This window comes from Exiguobacterium qingdaonense, from assembly GCF_018617855.1.
In the GTDB taxonomy this organism is placed as follows: domain Bacteria; phylum Bacillota; class Bacilli; order Exiguobacteriales; family Exiguobacteriaceae; genus Exiguobacterium; species Exiguobacterium qingdaonense.
The window spans coordinates 216,956-239,337 of record NZ_JACSKY010000002.1 but is presented as its reverse complement, the minus strand read 5'-3'; the positions used below and the strand labels follow the sequence as shown (position 1 = coordinate 239,337).

The window sequence follows — 22,382 nt, the reverse complement described above, 5'->3', positions numbered from 1 at the left end:
CCCGAACGTAGTTCACTTCTATTTTTGAAATCTTTCGTTTTCCATTCAACTTTAACAATTTTTGAACCTTCTGCCTAGTAAAAAAATGAAAAAGAAAGAGGATGAAAAACGAAAACGTTTTCATCCTCATTATTTCATATTTTTTACTTAGTGGAAACGTCAGAACGTTCGATTCCAGCCGTCCGTTTGATTTCGTGCGTCAAGTCTACGGCGGCCTGTTTCAACTCGACTGATTCATTCTTCACGTTGACCCCAAACTCTTTAATTTGAGTAACCGAGCGATTGACCGCGTCCACGTGTCCTTTGATCTCATTTACCTGTTGACCGATCACGTCTGCCCGAATGTTAAACCGTTCTACCAAACGATTCAATCGACCAAATTCCGGCTTCAGCTGATTCTTAAACAAAAGAAAGCCGTATACCCCGAGACCGATCAATGCCAATACGATGATTGCGAGATTAATCCAAATCATGCTCTCCCCTCCTTTAAACGGATGATGTGCGAAGCAATGTCTTGAGGCGTTCTAGAAGCGTCGATGGACACGTCCGCTTCCCGGTACAACCTGTCGCGTCGTTCAAACAACGTCCGAACTTCCGCCCGCCCTTTTTTCACGAGCGGTCGGGCAGAGTCCCTGATGCGTTCCCAACACTCGTCAAACGGTAGATTCAAATGAATTACCGTTCCATGTTCACGCATCCAACGTATATTCTCACAACGTTCGACGATCCCGCCCCCTGTCAGGATGTAGTCAGCGGAAACTTGTTGTAACGCCTCTGTTTCAGCGTCTCGAAATGCCGTTTCTCCATAACGGTCGAAATATGTAGCGATATCCATCCTCGTCATAGATTCGATCACGGCATCAAGATCGACTACTTCACCAGATTCTTTTAGGAAAGAAAACAAGGTAGACTTACCTGTACCCATAAATCCCACGATGTAAAACGAGTTGTCATTCATAAGCAATCACCTCTTTATGTCGTTCACCAGTCGTTAACACCGTCTCTACTTCAGTGCGATTCGGTGCAATCGGTCGACACGTCACCGTACCAGTTGGCTTATTTAGCGTCAACGGCCGATCGCTACAGCGCTCTTTCGCAAGTAACAAATGGGCTTCAAAACGAATGGCTAAAACTTCTTCCGAGATCCGCCTTATCGTTCGTTCCATATCAGTATACCAAAATAACGCGGCACCAAGTAACCAAACGACAATCATCAAGGTGACGACGAGGAAGAAGCCACGCTCATACAAGTGACGTGTCGCTCTCTTTTGAACGTTGGGTCGGCCCATGAGATCTTGAACCCCTTTCCGACCGTTTCGACACGATACTGGTCGATTCCTCTTAAAAATAATAAGTTCCCTCCCTCGTCCCCAACCATGACCAAATTTCCATTCAACTGTTTAATCGTCCACGACCATCTCTCTCCTTCAGATTTGATAAAGTCTCCTCGTAAACGTCCATCTTCTACCCGACAATTCTCACTGTTCATCAAACGTCGCACAATCAATTGGGGTGTCGTATGATGATTTTGCTTCGGTTGTTCATAAAGAAGTTGACCGAGCGTAAGCAGTTCAGCTAATAACAACAGAAACAGTGGCAGGATGAGTAATACTACCGTCATTTCGACCATCGTGAATCCCGGGTCACAACGTCGGCAAACAGAATCCCCGGTCACACACTTGTTCCTGACCAGTCGGTTGATCCGCTTCAAGCAGCACCTCTCCTTGTAATCGTTCATAGATGAACAGCGTTTCCCTCATACGGTCCATCCGTTCGTTCCCTTGAACGACAAACGATGTCAAAATGAAAATCCACCCCATCACGACTGCCATACTGACACTCAGTTCCCATAAAGAATAGCCCGTTTCATCCGTTTTCACGAACGATCACCTCCGGTTCGTACGTGCCGATTCGAAACTTGAGCGTAACTGAAACTTTCCCGCTTTCAAACTTCCATTGCCCTGCGTAGGATGCGGTCGTTTGTGAGAACGTCAACGTGTTATATGTCGGAAGATATACCTTGATACCTTTCGGGACGTCAACCTCTCGAATCACGTCTCTCCCACATACGATCAAATACGTCTGCTGTTTGGAGACCCAAATCAATTTAGGGACACAGCCCCCATCTTCTGAAATGTAAGGATATTGTCCCGCTTCCTGAATGTTCGAGACTAGTGAATCCGTGAAATCGTATAGTTCTAATCGTTCGAACGGCTTTACGAGTGGCGCACAAATCAAAATCAAAAACGATAAAATGACAAGGACCCATGTCATTTCAATGATTGTGTACCCCCTCATCGTTTTTTTAATGATCCATCAATCGGTGAGTATGTATAGGATGAAGATTGGCAGCTATATACGAGAGGGTCTGAAAGAGAGGCACGATTGATTGCCTCTAACGTAGTCGGATAGGCTTTATGTTCCGCATAGTGTAAATTGATTTCTGATTCGACGATGCGTACACTGCCTTCACAACTCACCTGGTCCGCCCGAGATTTTCCGTCCGTCAAAGACGGGACAAGCAACAATAGAAGGACCGATATAATCAATAGAACCGCAGCCATCTCAACGAGAGTGAATCCTTCTTCTTTCATTTCATTATCCCCTTTCACAATTGATTCATAATGAGTTGGACCGGTAAATACAACGTGTAAAATAAAAGCGCAATCATCACACTAAGGAATCCGTATAACATCGGTTCTACCTTTTCAATCAAATCTCGACTGTACTGTTCCATCTCTTCAAACACAAGTTCTCGGTGAAGAGACATCAACTCCCCTAGTTCACCACTCATCGCCCCGACACCTAATAGACTGACGACCTCATGATCGATGAACGGCTCGCATCTCGTCGCTGTCTCGATTCCTTCCCCATCGGACATACGTTGGTGTATCCGTTTTGCCATCTCGGCCATCTCCCCCTCTTCCTCTGCTAAACGGCTGATGATTTGCCTAATGTTCGTTTCTGTCTTTTGAAGTAACGAGAGCTCACTTACAAAGAAGTAAGTCATGTATAGCCTCTTCCCTCTCTTCCATATATAAAAGGGAAGCTCGCCTCCTCGACGATGAAACCAATATAGAAGCATGACAAACATGACGACTAAGCAAAACAGTGACGGAAAGAACCAAGGGGATAACAGGATTGATGTCACTCCTTCACCCGAGTAAACATCGACCATCCCCATCAGTTTCGGAAAAATGTATAGAGCATAAATCATCCCTAACAAAAGGAGAAAGAAAAATATGATTAATGGATAACGAACGAGACGCGTCAGTTCCTCTTTTAAGCGCTGACGCATCTCTAGCACTAAAACGACTTGAGTCAACCCGTCCATAAATCGCCCGCTTCGATCAGCTGTATGTAAAACCTCTTGCATGTGACGATTCGTGACGATGACAGAAAATACGCTAGGGAGACTTGTGCCTGCCTCGAGTAATGCCGTCATGCGTCGGACACTGTCTTTCAGCTTCCCTTTCTCGTGAAACTCAAGCGTTCCCATCGTCGCTTTTAACGAGACGCCTCTAGACTGTAGGCGAAGAAAGCGATGGATCAGTCGAATCGACGTATTCACAGGACTGTTGACCACTCGCAAGTCACCTCCTCGCCTCGAGTCAGCACACACCAATGCCTTGCCACGGATGACCTTCCAAGCAATTTTTCTAATCGTTTTTCTCCATCTTGTACGGACCCCGTATGAAATGTGGTGATTGTCAAATGACCGCTCAGTGCGGCATCGTATGCGACTGTCAGCTCTTCATCCGTCCGAACTTCCCCAATCACGATGATATCGGGGTCCGCACGCAATGTTTCTTTCAATAAATGCCGATGACTTAGTCCGGCCTTTGCATTCACTTCCAATTGAATCACCCCATCAATCATTTGTTCAGGAGGATTTTCAATCGTCACGATACGTTCATGCTTCAACTGGTTCAACAAAGCGTACAGCACTGTCGTCTTACCCGCCCCGGTCGAACCACCGATAAAGAAAAGACCTTGACGGCTCGAAGTCACATCACGAATGCGCTCTACATCGTGTGGCCGTAACAGATGATGCAGTTCAAACGTCTCATGAGGGATGCGCCAAGACATCAACGTCTGTGAAAAGGAAGGGAGAAAGGTGACTCGAATGACGTCTTGGTTTAACTCATAAACACCGGACTGGGGGACGCGTTGATTCGTTTCAGGTAAAGAACACCAGTATCGCATATGAAACGTGAGCCGTTCATATTGATTTAACTCCAACGACTGAAGCTCAATCAATCTCGTTGCAGATCGAACTTGAACTTTCACCCGATGCGCGTCGGGTATGAAATGAAGATCACTCGCAACGAGTTGACGTGCCATGCCGATCAGTTCTTCAATGAGTTCCTTCACCTTGATCACCTCGACACAAGCATAAAAAAAAGCCCACTACGTTAAAAGTGGACTTGTTTTATGAAACTTGAACCGAAACTGTTTTGTGGCGGCGTGCATACGTCTCGATTGAGACCTTGTCATATCCGACAATCACTTCTTTTCCATCTGTTATGATCGGACGTTTCAAAAGTTTTGGATTTTCACTCATCAATTTGAGCAGTTCGCTTAATTTCAAATCTTCGACATCGACATCGAGCTGTTTAAAAGCCTGGCTTCTCGTCGCAAGCAAGGAATCTACGCCTTCCTCACTAATTGCGAGCAATTTCAATAGTTCGTCGACAGTAGGCGCATCCCGAAAAATGTGACGCTCACTCACCTGTAGTTCTTGTTCCTGCAAAAAAGCTTTCGTCTTACGGCAAGAAGTACAGCTTGGATACGTGTAAAACATTAATTCTGATGACATGTTATGTTCCTCCCTTATGGTCAACTCTTATCTCGTTCCATTTGTATAAGTTGATTATACATCTCTATACCCATAATGTACAACTTTTGTGCAACTTTTTTATAAAAATTGTACAACTTTATGATTTACGGTAATTTCACATATTTTTCACGATTATTTTGCTCAATTCTCACGTTTTCATAGCATTTTTTCGATTGTGTTGGTAAAATAGTGAATGAGAATGGAATAATGCACGTATGGGGGGATTAACATGGCAAGAATGTTTCGTGTCCTAGGCTTTTGGACCGGGCTAGTGGCGGCACTTGCTTTCGTAGGCGCACTGGGTGGCGACCAAAGTAGTAGTGAGCATACCGGCGACTTCATCGTTATGGGGCTTGTCTTCTTGGCACAAACGATTTTCTTCGTTGCTCTTGGTTACTTAAAGCTTACAGAAAAAACGTATGTATATGTTTTCGGTGCGTATTTGACAGTATTCTTCGTCGTCTTTACGTATTGGAGCAATTTTCAAATGTAAAAAAGATTGTCTCACGCGAGACAATCTTTTTTATTACCGAAAGAACGGATTTTCTAGCTTCTCATCTTTTAACGTCGTCTCCGGACCATGACCTGAGTAAAGAACCGTTGAATCCGGGAGGATCTGTTTCATTCGGTCGATTGACCCCATCAGCGTCGGTTGGTCTCCACCGTATAAATCAGTTCTTCCGACAGATCGTTTAAAAATCAAATCACCACAAAACGCAATCTCATCATCCGGCATGTACAAGACGACACTACCTGGAGAATGTCCGGGCGTGTGATGCAGTTTGAACGTGATCTGCCCAATTTCCAACGTATCGCCCTCATATGTTTTTTCTGCCGGTTTCATGGCGGACAACGGTAATTGGAATGCAGCAGCCCCGTTTTTTTCACCATCCGTCAACCAATCGGCTTCAAGACGATGTACGTATACCGGTATTTGGTAGCGCTCGCGGAGTGCATCGATTCCTCCGATGTGATCAAAATGCGCATGGGTCAACAGGATGGCAGAGGGTGCACCGAAACGGTCGATGACTTCGAAAAACCTCGCATCATCCGTACCCGGGTCAATCACGACGACAGTCCCGTCCTTTTCAAGCACATATCCATTTTCTTGAGCCAAGCCTGACGTAATCTTCTTTAATTGCATATACTCCATCCCTCCTCGTTCAAAACAATATTGTGGCAAAATTGTATCGATGTCAACCTATGCTCGACAGCGCCTCAATAATCGGATAAAATAATAATGATATTTCAGTGAAATTTTTATGAATTTCATGACGTATAATTAAAGGGGGAACTCGTCATGCATTTGTATGAACCGTTCGGATGGATTTCCGTCATCGTCGCGATTGTGGCAGTGTGGGGAATGATTCGTTCATTCCAAAAACGCCAATTCTTTCCGCTCGTCTTTGCAGGTCTAACTGTACTCGTTTTCGGATTTTTCGGGATTGCCACATTGATTTATGGCGGAATTCCAGGTTAAGGATTTGCATCACGCAATCATCAAGCGACTTCGGTCGCTTTTTCTATGTCTTCATATCCATGTCTTGTGCCACACAAAAACGGACCGAATCAATTGATGATTTGGTCCGTACTCTTTATTCTTCAGTTTGTTCTTTGAAACGGAGCAAATCGGAGTAAATCAAGTCATCGTTCATTTGCAAGATATTTTCCGCTTCCTCTGTGATCGGACCACATAACGATGTATCTTCTACAACCTCACCGGAAGTCGCATTATAACATGTCGATTGTGTCCAAACATATTCATCCGTCACGACCGTGCCATCACGGAAGATCGCACGACTATTTCGGTTTTCAGAGAATAAATCATTTCCGAAGCCGATTGTATCCGATGTATCGATCCCGAGCAAATGCAAGATTGTCGGTTTCATGTCGATATGGCTACCAATCGTTTCATGAACTTCCCCTTTTTCTTGACCTGGCAAATGAATCGCAAATGGAACTTGTTGCAATTTCGCCACATCGAAAGGTGTCAATTCTTCTTTCCCGAGCAACTCTGCCATCGCGTTGTTGTGGTTCGTTGAAATACCATAGTGATCGCCGTAAACAATGAAAATGGTATCGTCCCACATGTCGTTCTCTTTCAACTGTTCAATGAACAGTCCGAGGGCATAATCTTGATAGGCTAGCGCCTGAGGGAAATTATTCAACGTCGTCGAACTTGTCTCGAATTTTGGTACGAGCTCATAGTCTTCACTCGGCATCGTGTACGGGAAGTGGTTCGTCAACGTGATGAATTTTGCAAAATAAGGTTCTGGTAACTCTTGAAGCATCGGAATCGATTGCTCGAAGAAGCTGTCATCGAGTAGTCCCCACTCCGTCATATCCTCTGGATTTCCGAGGTCATAACTCTTCTCGTCAAAGAATTTGTCGACCCCAACATTTTTATACATTTGATCGCGATTCCAGAATGACTTGTTGTTTGCATGGAACACGGCAGAGTAATAGTTGTCTTCCTTGATGATTTCAGGGAGCGCTTGATACTCATTGTCCGCATTTGTGAAGTATACGGCACCACGAGGCAGTCCGTATAGTGCGTTATCGAGCGCAAACTCCGCATCCGATGTCTTCCCTTGACCGACTGTATGGTAATAGTTCGGCCAGTAGTGAGACTCTTCAATCAGTTTGTTCAAGTTTGGGGTAATATACTCTCCATTCGGTGCCTTCATGTTGTGCGTAAAGTTTTGGGCGGATTCGAATGAAATCGCAATCACGTTTTTCCCTTTGTACTTACCGAACAAATCAGGATTCGGTGCGGCATAGTTCTGTCGAGAAAACTGCTCAATCGTAGCAAGCTCAGATTCATCAGCCATCGCCTTTTGAGCAGACGTTTTTGTTTGAAGCATTGCATCGTACACGTGGAAGTTAAATGTTCCAATGTTTTTCACTAACAATTCACGGTCGAACGAGCGCGTCAACAGTTCAGGACGTTCTGTTTCGGCCAATGAAAGGTTGAACAAGAACACCGAAACAGCTGCAACGAATGTCACGAGGGCACGTCGGTGCGACGCGGCGTTCTCTCTCATGTTCATCCGCCATAAGATAAACGGCAAGACGAACACATCACCCAAAATAATTAAATCTTTCCACTCAAGAAGTGAAGTGAATGACGTCGATAACGTCTCCATATTCGAAGGTTGCATAATGACCGGCATCGTCAAATAGTCCGTGAATTCCCGATAATACACGGCATCTGCGAATAGGATGAAAGATGCGATCGCGTAGAGCGTGTAAAGCACCCACTTTTGCTTGTTCCCTTTAAAGAAGAAATGGAAAGCGAATAGGAACAATGTCGAACTGATCGGGCTAATCAGTAGGATAAAGGCCTGTGCGGTATTTTCAATCGGAATGTCAAAGAAAAATTGATAGACGATATACGTCTTCGTCCAAAGCAATAACGTAAAAATCCAAAATAGACGATATTCTTGAAACGAAGCGCGGACCGTATCATTCAGTCTCGTTGATAACTTCGAGAAGCGTTGAGATGAATTCATCTGACGGTCTCCTCCTCTTTTCAGTTTTCGGCGTGTTTTTTTAGCCAATATATTTTTATTTGTTCACACATTGTACAATTCGGATTAAACAGTACATGTCTAGTATCAAGTCCAAATCTTACCCCTTTTTTAATAAAAAATCAACTGTGTCGTTACAAATTTTACAATATCCCATACCCTTTCCCAAAAGAAAACACGCCTGCAATGTGCAGACGTGATCAGTTATACGCGTGTCGGGAGGAAATGTTTGCGTGCTAACCAAGCGCATCCAATGACACCCGCGTCATTTTCAAGTTCGGCGATCTTGAACGTCGTCGACTCATAAACGCGTTCGAGTGCGAATCGTTTGAACTGGACATCTAACGGTTTAAGAAGTGCCTCACCAGCCTTCGAGACGCCGCCGCCGATGACAATCATTTTCGGATTGAGCGTATTCGCAATGTTCGAGATGGTCAACCCAAGATATTCCGTCATCTCATCAATCACTTCGGCAGCAATCGAGTCGCCCGCCTTATACGCATCGAAGACGTCGCGCGCCGTCACTTCTTTCAAATCGTTCAATGAAGTTTCCCGATTCTTTCGCTTCTGCAGGGCGAGACGTGCAATTCCCGTCGCCGAAGCAATCGTTTCAATACATCCTAGACGACCACATCCACATCTCACGGCTTTCGCCTCATCCCGCTCTACCGTGATATGTCCGATTTCTCCTGCCATACCGGCTGTACCATGCACGATATTGCCGTTCGTGATGACACCGCCGCCGACACCGGTACCGAGCGTGATTGCCAACAGTTCAGAGGCACCTTCCCCTGCGCCTTTCCACATCTCACCTAAAGCTGCCGCGTTCGCATCATTTTCTAGTACGGCCGGTAGACCGACTGCCTGTTCAAACTCGCTGACGAGGGCAAAATCTTTCCAGCCGATGTTCGGAGAATATTCGACGATGCCTTCTGAAAAATTGATGAATCCCGGTGCGCCGATTCCCGCACCTGCGAAATCCTCTTTTTTCTTACCGGACGTCTCCAAATATGTTTCAAAAGAGGCTGCGATGTCTTTTGGAATATGTACACCATTCTCTCGAATATCCGTTTTAACTTCCCATTTGTCAGAAATGATGCCGTTCATGTCTAAAACAGCCATCTTCACCGTCGTTCCACCGATGTCGATACCTAATAACCATTTCATACCGTTCACTCCTCATCTCAACTAAATCGCTTTCATTGATTAGTGTACACTATTATCCCCTTAGTGCAACCCTTTGCACTAAGGGGATTTCTGTCAATCTGTTGAATTTTTTAATTCATGGGTCAAAATGATTTTAGCCGTATCGTACACACGCTGCTCGATGATGCCCCCTTCGTGTAACTCGTCAAGCTCCATCATCATGAGCGAGATTTCAGCATCCCGTTCCCCGATATAGATGATGGTACCGAACGATTTCAAAAACTGTTGGACATCATAAAAGTTTTTCATGCTTCTTCCTCCATGTTTGACAATACGTAACGATATAAAAGTTCTCTCGTCGCTTCCATTGATGACGTATGCGTCCGCTCGTAACTATGACTCGACTCGATTCCCGGACCAATCAACGCATGACGCATGTCGTAGCCGGCACGAATTGCAGCTGACGCGTCGGATCCATAATAAGGATATATATCCACTTTATAATCGATCTGATGAGTCTTACAGAGAGACGTAAACTTACGTCGCAATCCAAGGTCATACGGTCCAGAAGAATCTTTCGCACAAATCGAGACAGTATACTCATCTGAATGTTGCCCGTCCCCGAGCGCCCCCATATCGACAGCAGTATATTCCACCACGTCTTCCGGGATCCCTGCGTTGCCACCAAACCCGACTTCTTCATAGTTTGAAATGAGGAAATGTACGGTATGCGGCAAATCTAGACGAATCAAGTCTTTGGCAAGATCCAATAATATGGCGACAGACGCCTTATCATCTAAATGTCGTGATTTCACATAGCCTGATGTCGTCACCTTGAAGCGTGGATCGAACGAGACAAAGTCGCCGATTTCAATACCGAGCGCGGTCACGTCTTCTCGCGAATGAACCTTTTCATCTAGTCGTACTTCAATGTTGGACGCAGAGCGTTCCGCAGAATTCGTATCCTTATATACATGGACGCTCGACTGATGGATGAGAATCGTCCCTTCAATCGCATCCCCCTCTTCCCGATGGACGAGACAATTTTCTCCTTCGATTGCCGTCCATGCGTAGCCGCCGACTTGCGTCAAACGAAGGCGACCGCTCGGCAAGATGTCTTTGACCATCGCACCAAGCGTATCCACGTGTGCCGTCAAAAGTCGTGACTCGCTTGAACGTCCCGGGAACGTTGCCAACAATGCCCCTTTATGTAGACGAGACGTATTGACACCGAGTGCTTGTAGCTCTTGTTCTGCGAAATTGACCGCCTGTTCCGTCATTCCAGACGGGCTAGGAATGTTCACTAACGTTTTTAATGTTTCAATCATCATATTCTCCCCTTACCAAGATCCGTACCCATATAAGAAACCAAACAATATAATCGTGAGCACGGAAAATAAAATTCGTTGTGTTCGATTGTCTTCATCAGGCAATCCGACGACCCCAGAGACGACGAATCCACCGACTAGACCGCCCACGTGCGCAAAGTGATCTAAACTCGCGCCTAACACAAACGCAAGACCTACATTTAATCCTAACATAATAAAGAGCGGAGGGCCGAGCGTCTTCATAAAGAGCGAACGGTCACGCAATCCAAAATATAATAACGCGCCGACCAGTCCGAATAGCGCTCCCGAAGCACCGGCTGAAATGGACTCACTGAACGCATACGATGCCGTCGTCGCCAATATCCCTCCGATTACGTATATCATCAAAAATCGAGCCGACCCGTACATTCGCTCAACAAGTGGTCCGAGAGAGAATAAGGCGAACATGTTGATTGAAAAATGAAACCACCCGATATGAAGAAACATCGGCGTGATCAAACGCCACCATTCTCCTTGCTCGATGAGCGGGTTCACTTTTGCACCGAATGCAATCAACGTGTTTGGGTCAAGGGTCGAACCGACCGATTCCGCTAACCACATGACTAAAAATGTGACGAACAAGAGACCGTATACGACTTGCGGTTTTCCGAATGAGAATCGTTTCTTCAGTTCGCCTTTCTTTTTTCGGTCCAACGCAATCGCCAACATCCGAAACCTCTCTTCTTCGGTTGTCGGTGAGCAAATCGCTCTAGACAACGTCACTTTGGCCGGGATATCGAACGTCAGTGTATCGATGCGCTCCTCGTCTACGAGACGCTCCCCGTATATATGAATCGTCAACCGTTTTCGTCCGATTCGAGATAAGCGAAAGGCGCTCAGGATAGCATGTATGTCGGTAGCGACATGATTCGCCCATGCTTTTTCAGTTTGAACATACAGGTCATAGCGATCACCTGCTTTCGTGTCGAACAAGATGAGCGCACGCGAAGGCTCTAATATTCCTTCAATGCGCCCACCATTCTCAACCGCTTGATAGATGTCTTGCCAAAAACAAGTCGTCGCCAACATAACCCCTCCTCTCCTTCTATTGTAAATCACGTAGCCTCACTCGACAAAATCTCGACTCGTTAAATCCATGCAAAAACCCGTAACCGATAAGGCTACGGGTAGTCATGAGGTGGAGATTATAATACAGGCTCCATCGTTTTTAAGAGTACGTTCGCAGAATGTTGCATTTTTTGATGTTCTTCTTGTGACAACTCGATTTCAACGACTTCACGAACACCTTGGCGGTTGATGATGGCCGGTACACCGATATGAATATTGTGTAAGCCGTATTCACCGTCAAGATGAGCGCCGACCGTCAACAACGTGTTCTCATTTCGGAGGACCGCCTTGACTAAACGAAGCAACCCGAGTCCGATCGCATAGTAAGTCGCACCTTTACGTTCGATGATGTGATACGCCGCGTCACGGACGTTCACATAAATATCTTCGAGGTCTTCCCAGTTATATTCATCATGCTCTTCAAGCAACTGTTCAACCGATTTTCCGTAAATACGAGCATTGCTCCATGCGGCAAACTCCGTATCCCCATGTTCGCCCATGATGTAGGCATGACAGTTACGCGGGTCGACATTGAAGTAATCTCCAAGCATATAGCGCAAGCGAGACGTATCTAACACCGTCCCTGAACCGAAGACGCGATGTTTCGGGAGACCAGAGTATTTCCAAGCGAGATGGGTCATGATATCAACCGGGTTTGATGCGATGATGATGATTCCGTCAAAACCAGAATCCATGATTTCTGAAATCATCGACTTCATGATCTTCGCATTTTTTTCTACGAGGTCAAGACGAGTCTCACCCGGACGTTGCGGTGCACCTGCAGTGATGACGACGATATCAGCGACCCCACAATCCGTGTAATCCCCTGCCCAGACACGCATCGGTGACGAGGCGAAAGAGACACCGTGGTTCAAGTCCATCGCTTCCCCTTCTGCCTTTGCTTTATTGATATCAATGATGACGAGTTCTTCGCATAGACTTGCTGTTGTCAATTGATAAGCGAAGCTCGCACCAACCGCACCTGCCCCAACGAGTGCGACACGTGTTACTTTAGCATGATTTAATGTTTCCATATTGATTCTCCACCCTTCGAACAATCTGTTTCATGTTTTTGTTATCTCTGTTACATCAAGATTGTAACATCATTCACAAATACTAAATACAGTGGAAACCGTTTTCACTTTGGCAATATTGTGACAATGTTCACATTCAGTCGGAACATCTTCATTTTCTGTACTACCCTTATCTGAACACGAAAAAACAAATGACTGTAGCTCCGAACACTGATATAAAGTTCACCGCATCATTCCCTAGAAAACGCCATCCCGAGACGTACGTGGTCGGAACGCGATGATGGATTTTTTTCTCGGTTAGTTTGCCGCAAACCGTACAGCGGAACTTCCGTTGCACAGTCGCTCCGAGTAACGTATCGATGACACTCCCACTTAGTCCGATTCCACATAAGGCGAAAAACAATGCCACGTCTAACTCGATAAAGAGAAGAGTCGACGAGACAATCAGAAGTGCACCGAACATGGACATGACTGTGCCGAACGTCGAAACTGCACCGCTCGTCCCTGGTTCGACTCGCTTGAACGTGAACATGAATCTCGGTTTACGATTCGAGAGGACACCAAACTCTGACCCCCACGTGTCGCTCGTCGCTGCAGCAATGGAGACGATGTACATGTACATATATACATGGTCACCGGAAATCATATATCCGAGCGCACACAGAATGCCCACCCCACCATTTGCCAGCACTTGCACCGCATCACGTGCCCCGGTCTTTTCAACAATCTCATCCACTTCCTTTTTGTCACGTGACCGATATTTCGAGGCGAGCGATGATGTTGAGAAGAACACACCGAGTAGGTAAAGTCCGAACCACCCAAAAGCATACCCGATCAGCGTCCCAGTCACTACCGTTAACAATGCACCGGTAGGCGTCAAAGAATGAAATCGGTATCCCAGATAGGCGACGACACAAGTTACAGCGAATATGGCGAGCACTGAATCATCTCCTTTTCTGTCACAATCCATTGAACGGGGAGATCATGCGGTTCAGTCGGTACGTGGCTCACAAGTTGTGTGTTGTAAGCCAAAGCAATCGTTGTTCCGCTAAATGTCTCAAGGAAACGATCGTAATATCCCCCACCCCAACCGATACGGTATCCAGCTCGGTCAAACACTCGCCCTGGTACGAGACAAAGATCAATCGGTTCGTTCATAGGTGGCGTGGTCGGCTCTAAAATATTCATGACGCTCGTTTCGAGATCCTCGACTGAATGGATGATGTGAAACGTAAGCCCCTGCCCCTTTACTTTCGGGACGCAGATTGTTTTTCCTTCTAAAAATGCTTCATGAATAATCGGGGACGTATCGATTTCGAGCGGCAGTGATGATGTCACCGCAATGATCTGGCTTTCTTTCCATAAATCAGTGTCAAACAGCCGCTTATGTATCAATCGATCGAGATGAGGACGATCCGACATTTGCTTGATGTATTCATGAACGGTGCGCCTGAGCGCTGCTTTCTCTTCCACGACGCATTCCTCCTTACAAAAAAAGCCGCCACATATGTGACGGCCGGTCCCTCATTACTTCACTTCGCGGTAAAGCGTGTGACGACGGAGACGTGGGTTGTATTTGCGCAACTCGAGGCGCTCAGGGTTGTTACGTTTGTTTTTCTTCGTGATGTACGTGCGATCGCCTGTTTCTGTGCAAGCTAATGTAATTTTAACGCGCATTTCTTTCACTCCTATCTGAATGATGTTGTATCAAGTGCTTTTGCTTTACAGTCTAAGCATACTCAATTATCCTACCAAGTTTCTTGTGAAAAAGCAAGGTTATTTCACGTTCTTTTTCATTCATCCCCGTCCGTACGGAAAGGCCTCAAGAGGCAGGCATGTGTTGACATTCTCGCTTACTTTATACCATCGCTTCAGGTCGTCAATCGAGATCTCTTCACCGACGTAGACGCGCTCCGATTCGGCGAACACACTGTTTTCGATACGATGGATCGCATCGAACAGACCACCGTGTCCATGGGGATTGCGTGTCGCTTCAAAGGACAACATAGTTGAGTATAACGGAAGCGCTAACGATTTCGCAAGTTCTCTCGCTGCAGGCACGGTCATCCAATCAAAATGATGGACCACTTTGAAGGAGACACGTTTCGACAGCTCATGCACTAATTTTACATAGGCGATGTTTTGTGTTGCCACTTGATTCATCACATGTTCTAAGAACAGGCTAGTCGGTCGGACTCGGTACACATGTACGTTTCCATGTCGCTCATATTCAGGCAACTCGTTTTGATATGGCGTCAATACATAGACGGTCTCACCTTCATTCGCTCTCTTATCGATCTCATCGATCACGCGTCTGCCAAGTCCACCGACGATATGACCATGATATTCAGGTGTGAGGATGAGGATGGCCGGTTTCTCATCTTCACGCTCTGTCGTCACATAGTAATCGTGAGGCGAGAGGAACGTATCGATATCGAGATCTGTGTCTTGAAGGAACGGATAGGCCGCATAGTGCTGATCTAGCAACTGTTCTGATAGTTCGTCATGATAAAGGGCCGTTTCAAGTTCTGCAAAGAGTCGCGTATGTTCACGGAAACGTTCGGCCGCATATTGCGCCGTCGTCTGTCCATCTAAAATAAATGCCCAGTCACTCGATACAGCCAAAACATAATGGCGAATCAATTGCTTCAACGCACGATTCGTCAAGTCAGATCGATCCCGGTAGTCCGCCACATCTTTCACGAGCTGCATCTCCATCACGTGAAGGTGACGTAACATCCATTCGTTTCGTTCATTGATCCATACTTCACCGTACCCTTTGCGACCCCACGTATTCATCGAAACATGAACCGTCTGTAAGTCTTTGAAATGACGCTCGAGGAAGAGGGCCGGCGTGATCGTCTCAATACCAAACTCCTCTAATCGTTCTGCTACTTTTCCGAGAAATTCGGGTCCCTCGAACCACCAGTGACCAAAAAGCTCCGCATCGAACGGGGCAGTGACTAAAAATGGTGGAAACGTTTGACCTCCATGCGCTTCAAGATGTGATTCCAATGTTTTGGCGAAATCTGTCGCATGATTTTCGATTTGATGCTCGGCCCACTCGCGCATGTAAAAATCTTTCTGATCCGTGTCTCCTGTAATGCGATGCATTTTCAACCCTGTGTCAAAGCGGATGCCTTCAGGGTGCATGAATGATTGAATGTAGTCCCAATCCCGGTCATATGCCAAATCACGATAAAATTCACGATAGTCAGGATGACCTGGATATCCGATCATCGAGCTCCAAATCTTACCCGAGATGATTTGGTCGCGCGGGAACAACGCGACACCATGTGGTGAATAGACCGGCGCACCGATTCCTTTCTCTGGCGTCGGGTCTGCATCGAGCAGTGCATGTTCATCGACGAACGTGTAACGAATGCCTTCTTCATACAAAATTCGATCGACACCTGGCGTGTAGGCACACTCCGGTAACCAGACCCCTGTCGGACGGAAACCGAAATGGCGTTCAAAGCAGTTGAGCCCGGTCCGAATCTCGGCACGAGCCGCTTGTTCGGTGAAGAGGTGTGGATTAAAGCCGTGGGTTGCCGTACATGTCACCATGTCGATGTAGCCCGCCTCACGATATGTACGGAACGCCACATTCAAGTTTTTGTTCCAATGAAGGAACGTGTTTTTCAAATCCTGATAACGTTGACGATAAAAATGTAGTGTCGCCGTTTCTTCATCCGACCTGCCCTCGGACAGCTCGAGTGAGATCAGTTCAAGCATGTCATCTAAGTGCTCAACGTAGCGATCTTGGATGAGCGGATCGGCGAGCATCTCCACTACAGGCGGTGAAATGCTGACCGTCCAGTTCAACGGACGCTTCAAGCGATCAACTTGCCATAAAATCGGGATGTAAGTCTCAGAGATGGCCTCATAAACCCATCTTTCTTCTAAACGATGTTTCTCTTCATGCCTAACGTACGGTAGATGAGCATGAAGGACGAGTGAAAAGTAGCCTGGTTTCATATTTATAGTCCCCCTTAACGCACGAGTCGGTATGCTGCATATTTTGGTAACGTATCGAGTAGTTCTGGGGAATCGACTTCCCCGTATTGCCAACGTCTTACCGGTTCAGCGAAGCGTCCAGCTCCACCCGGCTCTGCTCGCGGCGTATCGAGCGGTTCAGATGCCACAATCGGTAAGAACTCACCTTCCATCGTACGAATTCCAAACTCGAACACATACGTCGTATTCGGGTCGAGAGGGCGAACGAACCAGCTGTTCGTCATCTCCGGAAGGTCGAACGTATAAGAGCGATTTGTATGGCCGCTGGCGTAATCAAGCAACGTCACATCCAAAATGCGGAACGCCTTCGGCAACTCCTCCCACTTTCTCATAAACTGAAGCTCTAACGTTTCTTTTACGAGATCAGACACTTCCCAGCAAACATAAACCGAGTTCGGGGATTGTACGACTGCATGTAAAAAATCCACATTATATCGGTCCGGCAACTTCCAGTAGCCTTCAGGACCTGTTTCAAGGAGTGGTGAAGCCGACACTTCGTTCACCTCTCTCGCAGATGCTACTTGCTTCTGTGATTCAGCTATCGTCGTCTTTTCCTTCTTACCACTCTTTTTATTCACAGCGGTAACGTCCTCCACTTGTTGTTGTCGATTTCTCCATTTTCGCCATGCATATTGGACTTTGCCAATCGGGACGTCTAGTTCTGCCGCAATCTGTTTTAACGTAAGACCTTGTTGTTTCAAGGATACGATTTTCTCTTCCATCTCTATATGGCTCCCTTCACTGTAAAAATCCATGTAGACTATTATTCGTTCCTGACGTATGTTTTCCTGCCAAAAAAAATAAAGAACAACGGTCATGTTGTTCTTTACCACTAATCTTATTGATTCAAATCATAATGTTTTCCTTTTTCGAGGAAAATCAAGTGTTCTCCGAAGTTTGTCACGTGATCACCCATCCGTTCGAGGTAACGAGCGATGTTTGAGAACTCGTACACATCGTTCGTTCCGACCGTCATCGATGGAAGGGAACCGATATATTGTTTGATCACCGTTAAATTGATGTCGTCAATTACACGGTCCATCTCATTAAGCTCACGAACGCGACTCACTTCACCTTTTCGATAGGCGTGCGTCGCAAGCTCGAGCATGTCAATCAACTGTTCAGCCATCCGTTTGAGCGGTTGGATATCGTGTACGTATGGGACGTGTTCGATTCGCGTCACCGCTTTTGCGATATTCGTCGCATAGTCTGCGATGCGTTCAAGGTCCGTCGCCGATTTCATCGTGACAATCAACCGACGTAAGTCAGTCGCAACGGGCTGTTGTTTAGCGATCAATAGAATCGCTTCATCATTGATTGCCAACTCTAAATCATCCAACTCGTTATCGTTATCAATGACTGTCTTTGCCAATTCTAGGTCGTGTTTTTCTAACACTTCAATTGCTGTTGCCGTTTGACGCATCGTCAAATTCGCCAAATGAACTACCTTATCTTCTAATTCAGTTAACTTCGTATCAAAAAATGTGCGATTTTGTGCCATCAATCTAGTCTCCTCCTTAACCGAAACGGCCAGAAATATAGTCTTCCGTCCGTTTGTCAGATGGATTCGAGAAAATCTTATCTGTTACATCGAACTCGACAACTTCTCCATTCAAGAAGAAGGCCGTTTTATCCGAAACACGGGCAGCTTGTTGCATGTTGTGCGTCACGATGATAATCGAGTACTGCTCTTTTAATTCTTGAACCAACTCTTCCACTTTCAATGTTGAGATCGGGTCAAGCGCAGACGTCGGCTCGTCCATCAAGATGACATCAGGCTCAATCGCCAATGTACGGGCGATACAGAGACGCTGTTGTTGTCCACCTGATAGACCATACGCGTTCTCGTTCAAACGATCCTTAACTTCGTCCCAAATCGCTGCGCCGCGAAGTGAGCGTTCGACAATCTCATCGAGCACTTTCTTATTTTTAATCCCGTGTGTCCGGGGACCATATGCGACGTTATCGTATACAGATTTCGGGAACGGGTTCGGTTGTTGGAATACCATCCCGACCGATGTACGTAAATCTTCTACACGGTATCCACGATCGAAGATATTGCGACCATGATATAAGATTTCCCCGTTCGTCCGAACCGATGGAACGAGTTCTACCATTCGGTTCAACGTTTTAATGAACGTCGACTTCCCACATCCAGATGGTCCGATGATGGCTGTGACCTCATTTTTTTTAATATCGAGGTTGACGTCAATCAAAGCTTGATCTTCGCCGTACCATAAGTTCAAATTATTGACGACATAGGCACTATCTTTTTTCATCTCAGTAGCTGTCGGTTCTGTCGTAGTTGTATTCACGTTATTGTCTCCTTTGTTGAGCTCTTGTTGCTTCATCATCTCGAGCTTCCTCCTCATTCATCTGCAAAGACGACTTAATGTCTGTTCGTGTATTTGTTTCGAATATAGATGGCAACCGAGTTCATCGTGATGAGCATTGTCATGAGTACGATGATTCCCGCTGCCGCCAAGTTTTGGAACTCTGCTTGCGGTCGGCTCGTCCAGTTATAAATCTGAATCGGAAGTGCCGTAAAGTCAGATAACACACTGCTCGGTGTCGTCGAAATGAACGTCGCCGCTCCGACCATGATCAGTGGTGCCGTCTCACCGATTGCACGAGAAACGGCGAGGATGATTCCTGTAATGATCCCTGGCAATGCCGATGGCAATACAACGTTGAATGTCGTCTGCCATTTGGATGCACCTAATGCCAACGAGGCATGTCGTAGTTCCATTTTCACCGCTCGTAACGACTCTTGCGAGGCCACGATGACGATTGGTAAACTCATGAGCCCGAGTGTAAGCGCACCAGCCATGATCGAGTTCCCTAGTTCCATGACTCGAACAAAAATAGTTAGCCCGAGCAAACCGAATACGATTGAAGGAACACCAGCCAAGTTCGAAATATTCACTTCAATGAAAGAAGTCATTCGATTTTTCGGTGCGTACTCTTCCAGGTAAATCGCTGCCCCTACCCCGATGATGAATACCATCGGCACGATTAGAAGCATTAACCAAAGTGATCCGATCAAGGCAGGATATAGCCCGGCATCTTCAGGACGACGCGATGGGAAGTTACGCAAGAAATCGAGGTCGACCCATCCTCCACCTTTCGAAATCACATCATAGATCAGTGTAGAGAGGACGAGTAACGCAAAAACCAGTCCCGCCAAAAACACATATTTAAAAAATTCATTGAGTCGTAAGCGGCGTTTAATCTGTTGAGACACCGTCTCACGATTCATCAAGTTCTTCCTATTCTTGAACTCACTGTTCGGTAAAGCCATATTAGTACTCCTCTCTGAAGCGGCGCGTCACCCAGTTTGCGAATAGGTTCATCAATAATGTGAAGACGAACAATAACGCACCGACCGCATAGATACTGTAATATTCGATTGTTCCGTAACCCGCATCACCTTTAGCGATTTGAACGATATAAGCCGTCATCGTCTGAATCGCATTGAGCGGATTGAACTCAAAGTTTGGTTGTGAACCACCTGCGATCGTCACAATCATCGTCTCTCCAACAGCACGACTCATTGCAAGTACAATCGATGCAATGATTCCAGACGTAGCTGCCGGCATGACAACTTTTGTCGCCACCTCAAGACGTGTCGCACCAAGACCGAGTGCCCCATCACGAATTTTTTTCGGAACCGCACTCATCGCATCTTCAGAAATCGATGCAATCATCGGAATGATCATAATTCCGACGACGATACCTGGACTGAGTGCATTGTAAATTTGGAGTCCTGGTACGAGTGCTTGTAAAATCGGCGTGATGAAAGAGAGCGCGAAGAAACCAAAGACGATCGTCGGCACACCTGCCAACACTTCTAAGATCGGCTTCAGTATGCGACGAGCTCGTTCAGAGGCGTACTCACTCAAATAAATGGCGGACGCCAAACCAAGTGGTACGGCAACAATCATCGCAATTACAGCGATTTGGAGTGTTCCCATAACGAGCGCCCAGACACCGAAGCGTTGATCCGCACTAAGCGGATACCACTCTGTCGTCCCTAAAAATTCAGAGACGGGGACTCGTTCAAAGAACTTGAACAGCTCAAAGCCAAGCGTGAACGCAATACCGATTGTCGTTACGACCGATACGAATGCGCTCAAGAATAATAAGAACGGCATAACTTTATCGAATACATTCGTCGTGCTATATGTTTTTTGCTTATTTTGTTGAATCATCTCTCGAATCGAGAGCTCTTTTTTTTGATCATTCATCTCGTGTATCGCTCCCTACCTCTTCATACTAGAAAGCATGGCGAGAAGGCGAGAACTTGTCTCACCTTCTGCCATCCATCAATATTATTCTCCTGCGAGCTCATCAATCATCTTCATGTTTTCATCGTAACGTGCTTGTTCCATACCGACATATCCAACTTCTTCAGAAAGCGCGGCTGCGTTTTCGTTCATGAAGCGTGCGAAGTCAGCTACTTGCTCTTTGTCTTTCAACGAAGCGTTGTTAACGTACGTGAAGATTTCACGTGAGAGCGGGTACGAAAGGTCGTTGATCGTTTCAGTTGTCGGTTCTACACCTTCGACCGCCACGGCACGAAGCGTGTCTTGGTTCTCGATATAGTATGCGTATCCGAAGAATCCGATTGCGCCTTCTGTTCCTGCTACACCCGTTACGAGGACGTTGTCATCTTCTGACAATTGCGCGTCTTCACGAATGTCCGTGTCGTCGAGAACGGCTTCATTGAAGAAGTCGAATGTTCCTGAGTCTTTACCAGGCGAGAAGAATGAGATCTCTTCATCTGGCCAGTCTGAACGAACATCTTTCCACGTTTTCACGTTCGTATCTGTCCACATTTTATTTAATTCTTCAATCGTGATGTCTTGTGCCCAATCGTTCGCTGGGTTGACTACAAGTGAGAGACCATCAAGTGCGACTGAGAGTTGTGTGAATTCCACACCATTTTCTTCAGCTTCCGCTGCCTCTTCTTCTTTAATTTCACGTGATGCGTTCGAGAAGTCTGTCTCTCCTGTTACGAAGCGTTTGAAGCCGCCACCCGTACCAGAGACACCGACCGTCACTTCAACTTCTGGTTGCTCAGCTGAATATTCTTCTGCGACTGCTTCCATGATTGGGAATACAGTAGACGATCCGTCCATGACGACTTTACCTGAGAGTGCATCGCCTTCAGCAGCGCCACCTTCTTCATTATTTCCACACGCAGCACCTACGAGTGCGACCGAAGTGATTGAAGCGAGTAAAGCTGATTTTTTCATCCAAGACATTTGTGACGTCCTCCTTGAGTTTGCTTTGATTTTTGTTGTGGATCTGTTGTTCTGTCCTACAATTAATATCCTAATGAACTTCTATTAACGAGAAATAAACGGAACGTAAAAGA

At 46.2% G+C, this 22,382-nt stretch carries 29 protein-coding genes; 2 read left to right on the top strand and 27 right to left on the bottom strand.

Annotation, left to right across the window (positions count from 1 at the left end):
- Window positions 1–143: 143 nt before the first annotated feature.
- Genes KNP00_RS04575 through KNP00_RS04530 form a run of 10 tightly spaced genes read right to left on the bottom strand, consistent with a single transcriptional unit; the run spans window position 144 to window position 4,819 of the window.
- Window positions 144–473, bottom strand: a complete 330-nt coding sequence (locus KNP00_RS04575; RefSeq protein WP_215142664.1) for a hypothetical protein — start codon at window positions 471–473, stop codon at window positions 144–146.
- Window positions 470–958, bottom strand: a complete 489-nt coding sequence (locus tag KNP00_RS04570; RefSeq protein WP_215142662.1) for a shikimate kinase — start codon at window positions 956–958, stop codon at window positions 470–472. Before KNP00_RS04570 ends, KNP00_RS04575 begins: the two co-directional genes overlap by 4 nt.
- Complete coding sequence (locus KNP00_RS04565; RefSeq protein ID WP_215142660.1) at window positions 951–1,289, bottom strand: hypothetical protein; 339 nt, start codon at window positions 1,287–1,289, stop codon at window positions 951–953. Before KNP00_RS04565 ends, KNP00_RS04570 begins: the two co-directional genes overlap by 8 nt.
- Window positions 1,214–1,738, bottom strand: a complete 525-nt coding sequence (locus KNP00_RS04560; protein ID WP_338082255.1) for a prepilin-type N-terminal cleavage/methylation domain-containing protein — start codon at window positions 1,736–1,738, stop codon at window positions 1,214–1,216. Before KNP00_RS04560 ends, KNP00_RS04565 begins: the two co-directional genes overlap by 76 nt.
- A complete protein-coding gene (locus KNP00_RS04555) occupies window positions 1,644–1,880 on the bottom strand; it encodes a hypothetical protein (protein WP_215142656.1) in 237 nt (78 codons plus the stop codon). Before KNP00_RS04555 ends, KNP00_RS04560 begins: the two co-directional genes overlap by 95 nt.
- A complete protein-coding gene (locus KNP00_RS04550; RefSeq protein ID WP_240542708.1) occupies window positions 1,867–2,274 on the bottom strand; it encodes a prepilin-type cleavage/methylation domain-containing protein in 408 nt (135 codons plus the stop codon). Before KNP00_RS04550 ends, KNP00_RS04555 begins: the two co-directional genes overlap by 14 nt.
- A gap of 20 nt (window positions 2,275–2,294) precedes the next feature.
- Window positions 2,295–2,594 carry a prepilin-type N-terminal cleavage/methylation domain-containing protein gene (locus KNP00_RS04545; protein ID WP_215142652.1) on the bottom strand — a complete coding sequence of 100 codons (300 nt, stop codon included), beginning with the start codon at window positions 2,592–2,594 and terminating at the stop codon, window positions 2,295–2,297.
- A 14-nt stretch (window positions 2,595–2,608) separates the two neighbouring features.
- Window positions 2,609–3,586: a type II secretion system F family protein gene (locus KNP00_RS04540; protein WP_215142650.1), complete on the bottom strand. Its 978-nt coding sequence runs from the start codon at window positions 3,584–3,586 to the stop codon at window positions 2,609–2,611.
- The gene (locus tag KNP00_RS04535) at window positions 3,568–4,374 is read right to left on the bottom strand and encodes an ATPase, T2SS/T4P/T4SS family (RefSeq protein ID WP_215142648.1); all 807 of its coding nucleotides are present in this window, start codon (window positions 4,372–4,374) and stop codon (window positions 3,568–3,570) included. Before KNP00_RS04535 ends, KNP00_RS04540 begins: the two co-directional genes overlap by 19 nt.
- Window positions 4,375–4,432: 58 nt before the next feature.
- Complete coding sequence (locus KNP00_RS04530) at window positions 4,433–4,819, bottom strand: Spx/MgsR family RNA polymerase-binding regulatory protein (protein ID WP_215142645.1); 387 nt, start codon at window positions 4,817–4,819, stop codon at window positions 4,433–4,435.
- Between the two features lie 250 nt (window positions 4,820–5,069).
- Between KNP00_RS04530 and KNP00_RS04525 the strand changes: the two genes are divergently transcribed.
- Window positions 5,070–5,333, top strand: a complete 264-nt coding sequence (locus KNP00_RS04525; RefSeq protein WP_215142643.1) for a DUF2626 domain-containing protein — start codon at window positions 5,070–5,072, stop codon at window positions 5,331–5,333.
- Between the two features lie 33 nt (window positions 5,334–5,366).
- Here the strand turns inward: KNP00_RS04525 and KNP00_RS04520 are convergent, their stop codons facing one another.
- A complete protein-coding gene (locus tag KNP00_RS04520) occupies window positions 5,367–5,984 on the bottom strand; it encodes an MBL fold metallo-hydrolase (RefSeq protein ID WP_215142641.1) in 618 nt (205 codons plus the stop codon).
- Between the two features lie 156 nt (window positions 5,985–6,140).
- Between KNP00_RS04520 and KNP00_RS04515 the strand changes: the two genes are divergently transcribed.
- Window positions 6,141–6,320: a DUF2759 domain-containing protein gene (locus tag KNP00_RS04515; protein ID WP_215142639.1), complete on the top strand. Its 180-nt coding sequence runs from the start codon at window positions 6,141–6,143 to the stop codon at window positions 6,318–6,320.
- Window positions 6,321–6,435: 115 nt separating this feature from the next.
- On the opposite strand, the gene KNP00_RS04510 is transcribed toward KNP00_RS04515, so the two are convergent.
- The 16 genes from KNP00_RS04510 to KNP00_RS04435 all read right to left on the bottom strand — a co-directional run bounded on the left by KNP00_RS04510 (window position 6,436) and on the right by KNP00_RS04435 (window position 22,269).
- Entirely contained in the window at window positions 6,436–8,352 is a 1,917-nt protein-coding gene (locus KNP00_RS04510) for an LTA synthase family protein (protein WP_215142637.1), read from the bottom strand.
- A 222-nt stretch (window positions 8,353–8,574) separates the two neighbouring features.
- Window positions 8,575–9,537 carry an ROK family glucokinase gene (locus tag KNP00_RS04505; protein WP_215142636.1) on the bottom strand — a complete coding sequence of 321 codons (963 nt, stop codon included), beginning with the start codon at window positions 9,535–9,537 and terminating at the stop codon, window positions 8,575–8,577.
- A 93-nt stretch (window positions 9,538–9,630) separates the two neighbouring features.
- Complete coding sequence (locus KNP00_RS04500) at window positions 9,631–9,825, bottom strand: YqgQ family protein (protein ID WP_215142635.1); 195 nt, start codon at window positions 9,823–9,825, stop codon at window positions 9,631–9,633.
- Window positions 9,822–10,844, bottom strand: a complete 1,023-nt coding sequence (locus KNP00_RS04495; RefSeq protein WP_215142632.1) for a M42 family metallopeptidase — start codon at window positions 10,842–10,844, stop codon at window positions 9,822–9,824. The genes KNP00_RS04500 and KNP00_RS04495 overlap by 4 nt, the downstream gene beginning before the upstream one ends.
- 12 nt (window positions 10,845–10,856) lie before the next feature.
- Window positions 10,857–11,912 carry a rhomboid family intramembrane serine protease gene (locus KNP00_RS04490; protein ID WP_240542706.1) on the bottom strand — a complete coding sequence of 352 codons (1,056 nt, stop codon included), beginning with the start codon at window positions 11,910–11,912 and terminating at the stop codon, window positions 10,857–10,859.
- 116 nt (window positions 11,913–12,028) lie between these two features.
- Window positions 12,029–12,985, bottom strand: coding sequence for an L-lactate dehydrogenase (locus KNP00_RS04485; protein ID WP_215142628.1), 957 nt, complete (start codon window positions 12,983–12,985; stop codon window positions 12,029–12,031).
- A 169-nt stretch (window positions 12,986–13,154) separates the two neighbouring features.
- Window positions 13,155–13,925 (bottom strand): DUF92 domain-containing protein, encoded by a 771-nt coding sequence (locus KNP00_RS04480; protein ID WP_215142626.1) that lies wholly within the window; start codon window positions 13,923–13,925, stop codon window positions 13,155–13,157.
- Entirely contained in the window at window positions 13,904–14,458 is a 555-nt protein-coding gene (locus tag KNP00_RS04475; protein WP_215142624.1) for a 5-formyltetrahydrofolate cyclo-ligase, read from the bottom strand. The genes KNP00_RS04480 and KNP00_RS04475 overlap by 22 nt, the downstream gene beginning before the upstream one ends.
- Before the next feature lie 54 nt (window positions 14,459–14,512).
- On the bottom strand, window positions 14,513–14,662 hold the full coding sequence (rpmG, locus tag KNP00_RS04470; RefSeq protein WP_012726608.1) for a 50S ribosomal protein L33: 150 nt from the start codon (window positions 14,660–14,662) through the stop codon (window positions 14,513–14,515).
- A 120-nt stretch (window positions 14,663–14,782) separates the two neighbouring features.
- On the bottom strand, window positions 14,783–16,963 hold the full coding sequence (locus KNP00_RS04465) for a 1,4-alpha-glucan branching protein domain-containing protein (protein ID WP_215142622.1): 2,181 nt from the start codon (window positions 16,961–16,963) through the stop codon (window positions 14,783–14,785).
- A 14-nt stretch (window positions 16,964–16,977) separates the two neighbouring features.
- Window positions 16,978–17,724 carry a DUF4912 domain-containing protein gene (locus tag KNP00_RS04460; RefSeq protein WP_215142620.1) on the bottom strand — a complete coding sequence of 249 codons (747 nt, stop codon included), beginning with the start codon at window positions 17,722–17,724 and terminating at the stop codon, window positions 16,978–16,980.
- Window positions 17,725–17,840: 116 nt separating this feature from the next.
- Window positions 17,841–18,503 carry a phosphate signaling complex protein PhoU gene (gene phoU / locus KNP00_RS04455; RefSeq protein ID WP_215142618.1) on the bottom strand — a complete coding sequence of 221 codons (663 nt, stop codon included), beginning with the start codon at window positions 18,501–18,503 and terminating at the stop codon, window positions 17,841–17,843.
- A 16-nt stretch (window positions 18,504–18,519) separates the two neighbouring features.
- Window positions 18,520–19,281, bottom strand: coding sequence for a phosphate ABC transporter ATP-binding protein PstB (gene pstB / locus KNP00_RS04450; protein ID WP_240542725.1), 762 nt, complete (start codon window positions 19,279–19,281; stop codon window positions 18,520–18,522).
- 110 nt (window positions 19,282–19,391) lie between these two features.
- Window positions 19,392–20,303, bottom strand: a complete 912-nt coding sequence (gene pstA, locus KNP00_RS04445) for a phosphate ABC transporter permease PstA (RefSeq protein ID WP_215142615.1) — start codon at window positions 20,301–20,303, stop codon at window positions 19,392–19,394.
- A 1-nt stretch (window position 20,304) separates the two neighbouring features.
- Complete coding sequence (pstC, locus tag KNP00_RS04440; RefSeq protein ID WP_215142614.1) at window positions 20,305–21,249, bottom strand: phosphate ABC transporter permease subunit PstC; 945 nt, start codon at window positions 21,247–21,249, stop codon at window positions 20,305–20,307.
- Between the two features lie 84 nt (window positions 21,250–21,333).
- Window positions 21,334–22,269, bottom strand: a complete 936-nt coding sequence (locus KNP00_RS04435) for a PstS family phosphate ABC transporter substrate-binding protein (protein WP_215142613.1) — start codon at window positions 22,267–22,269, stop codon at window positions 21,334–21,336.
- Window positions 22,270–22,382: the final 113 nt, after the last annotated feature.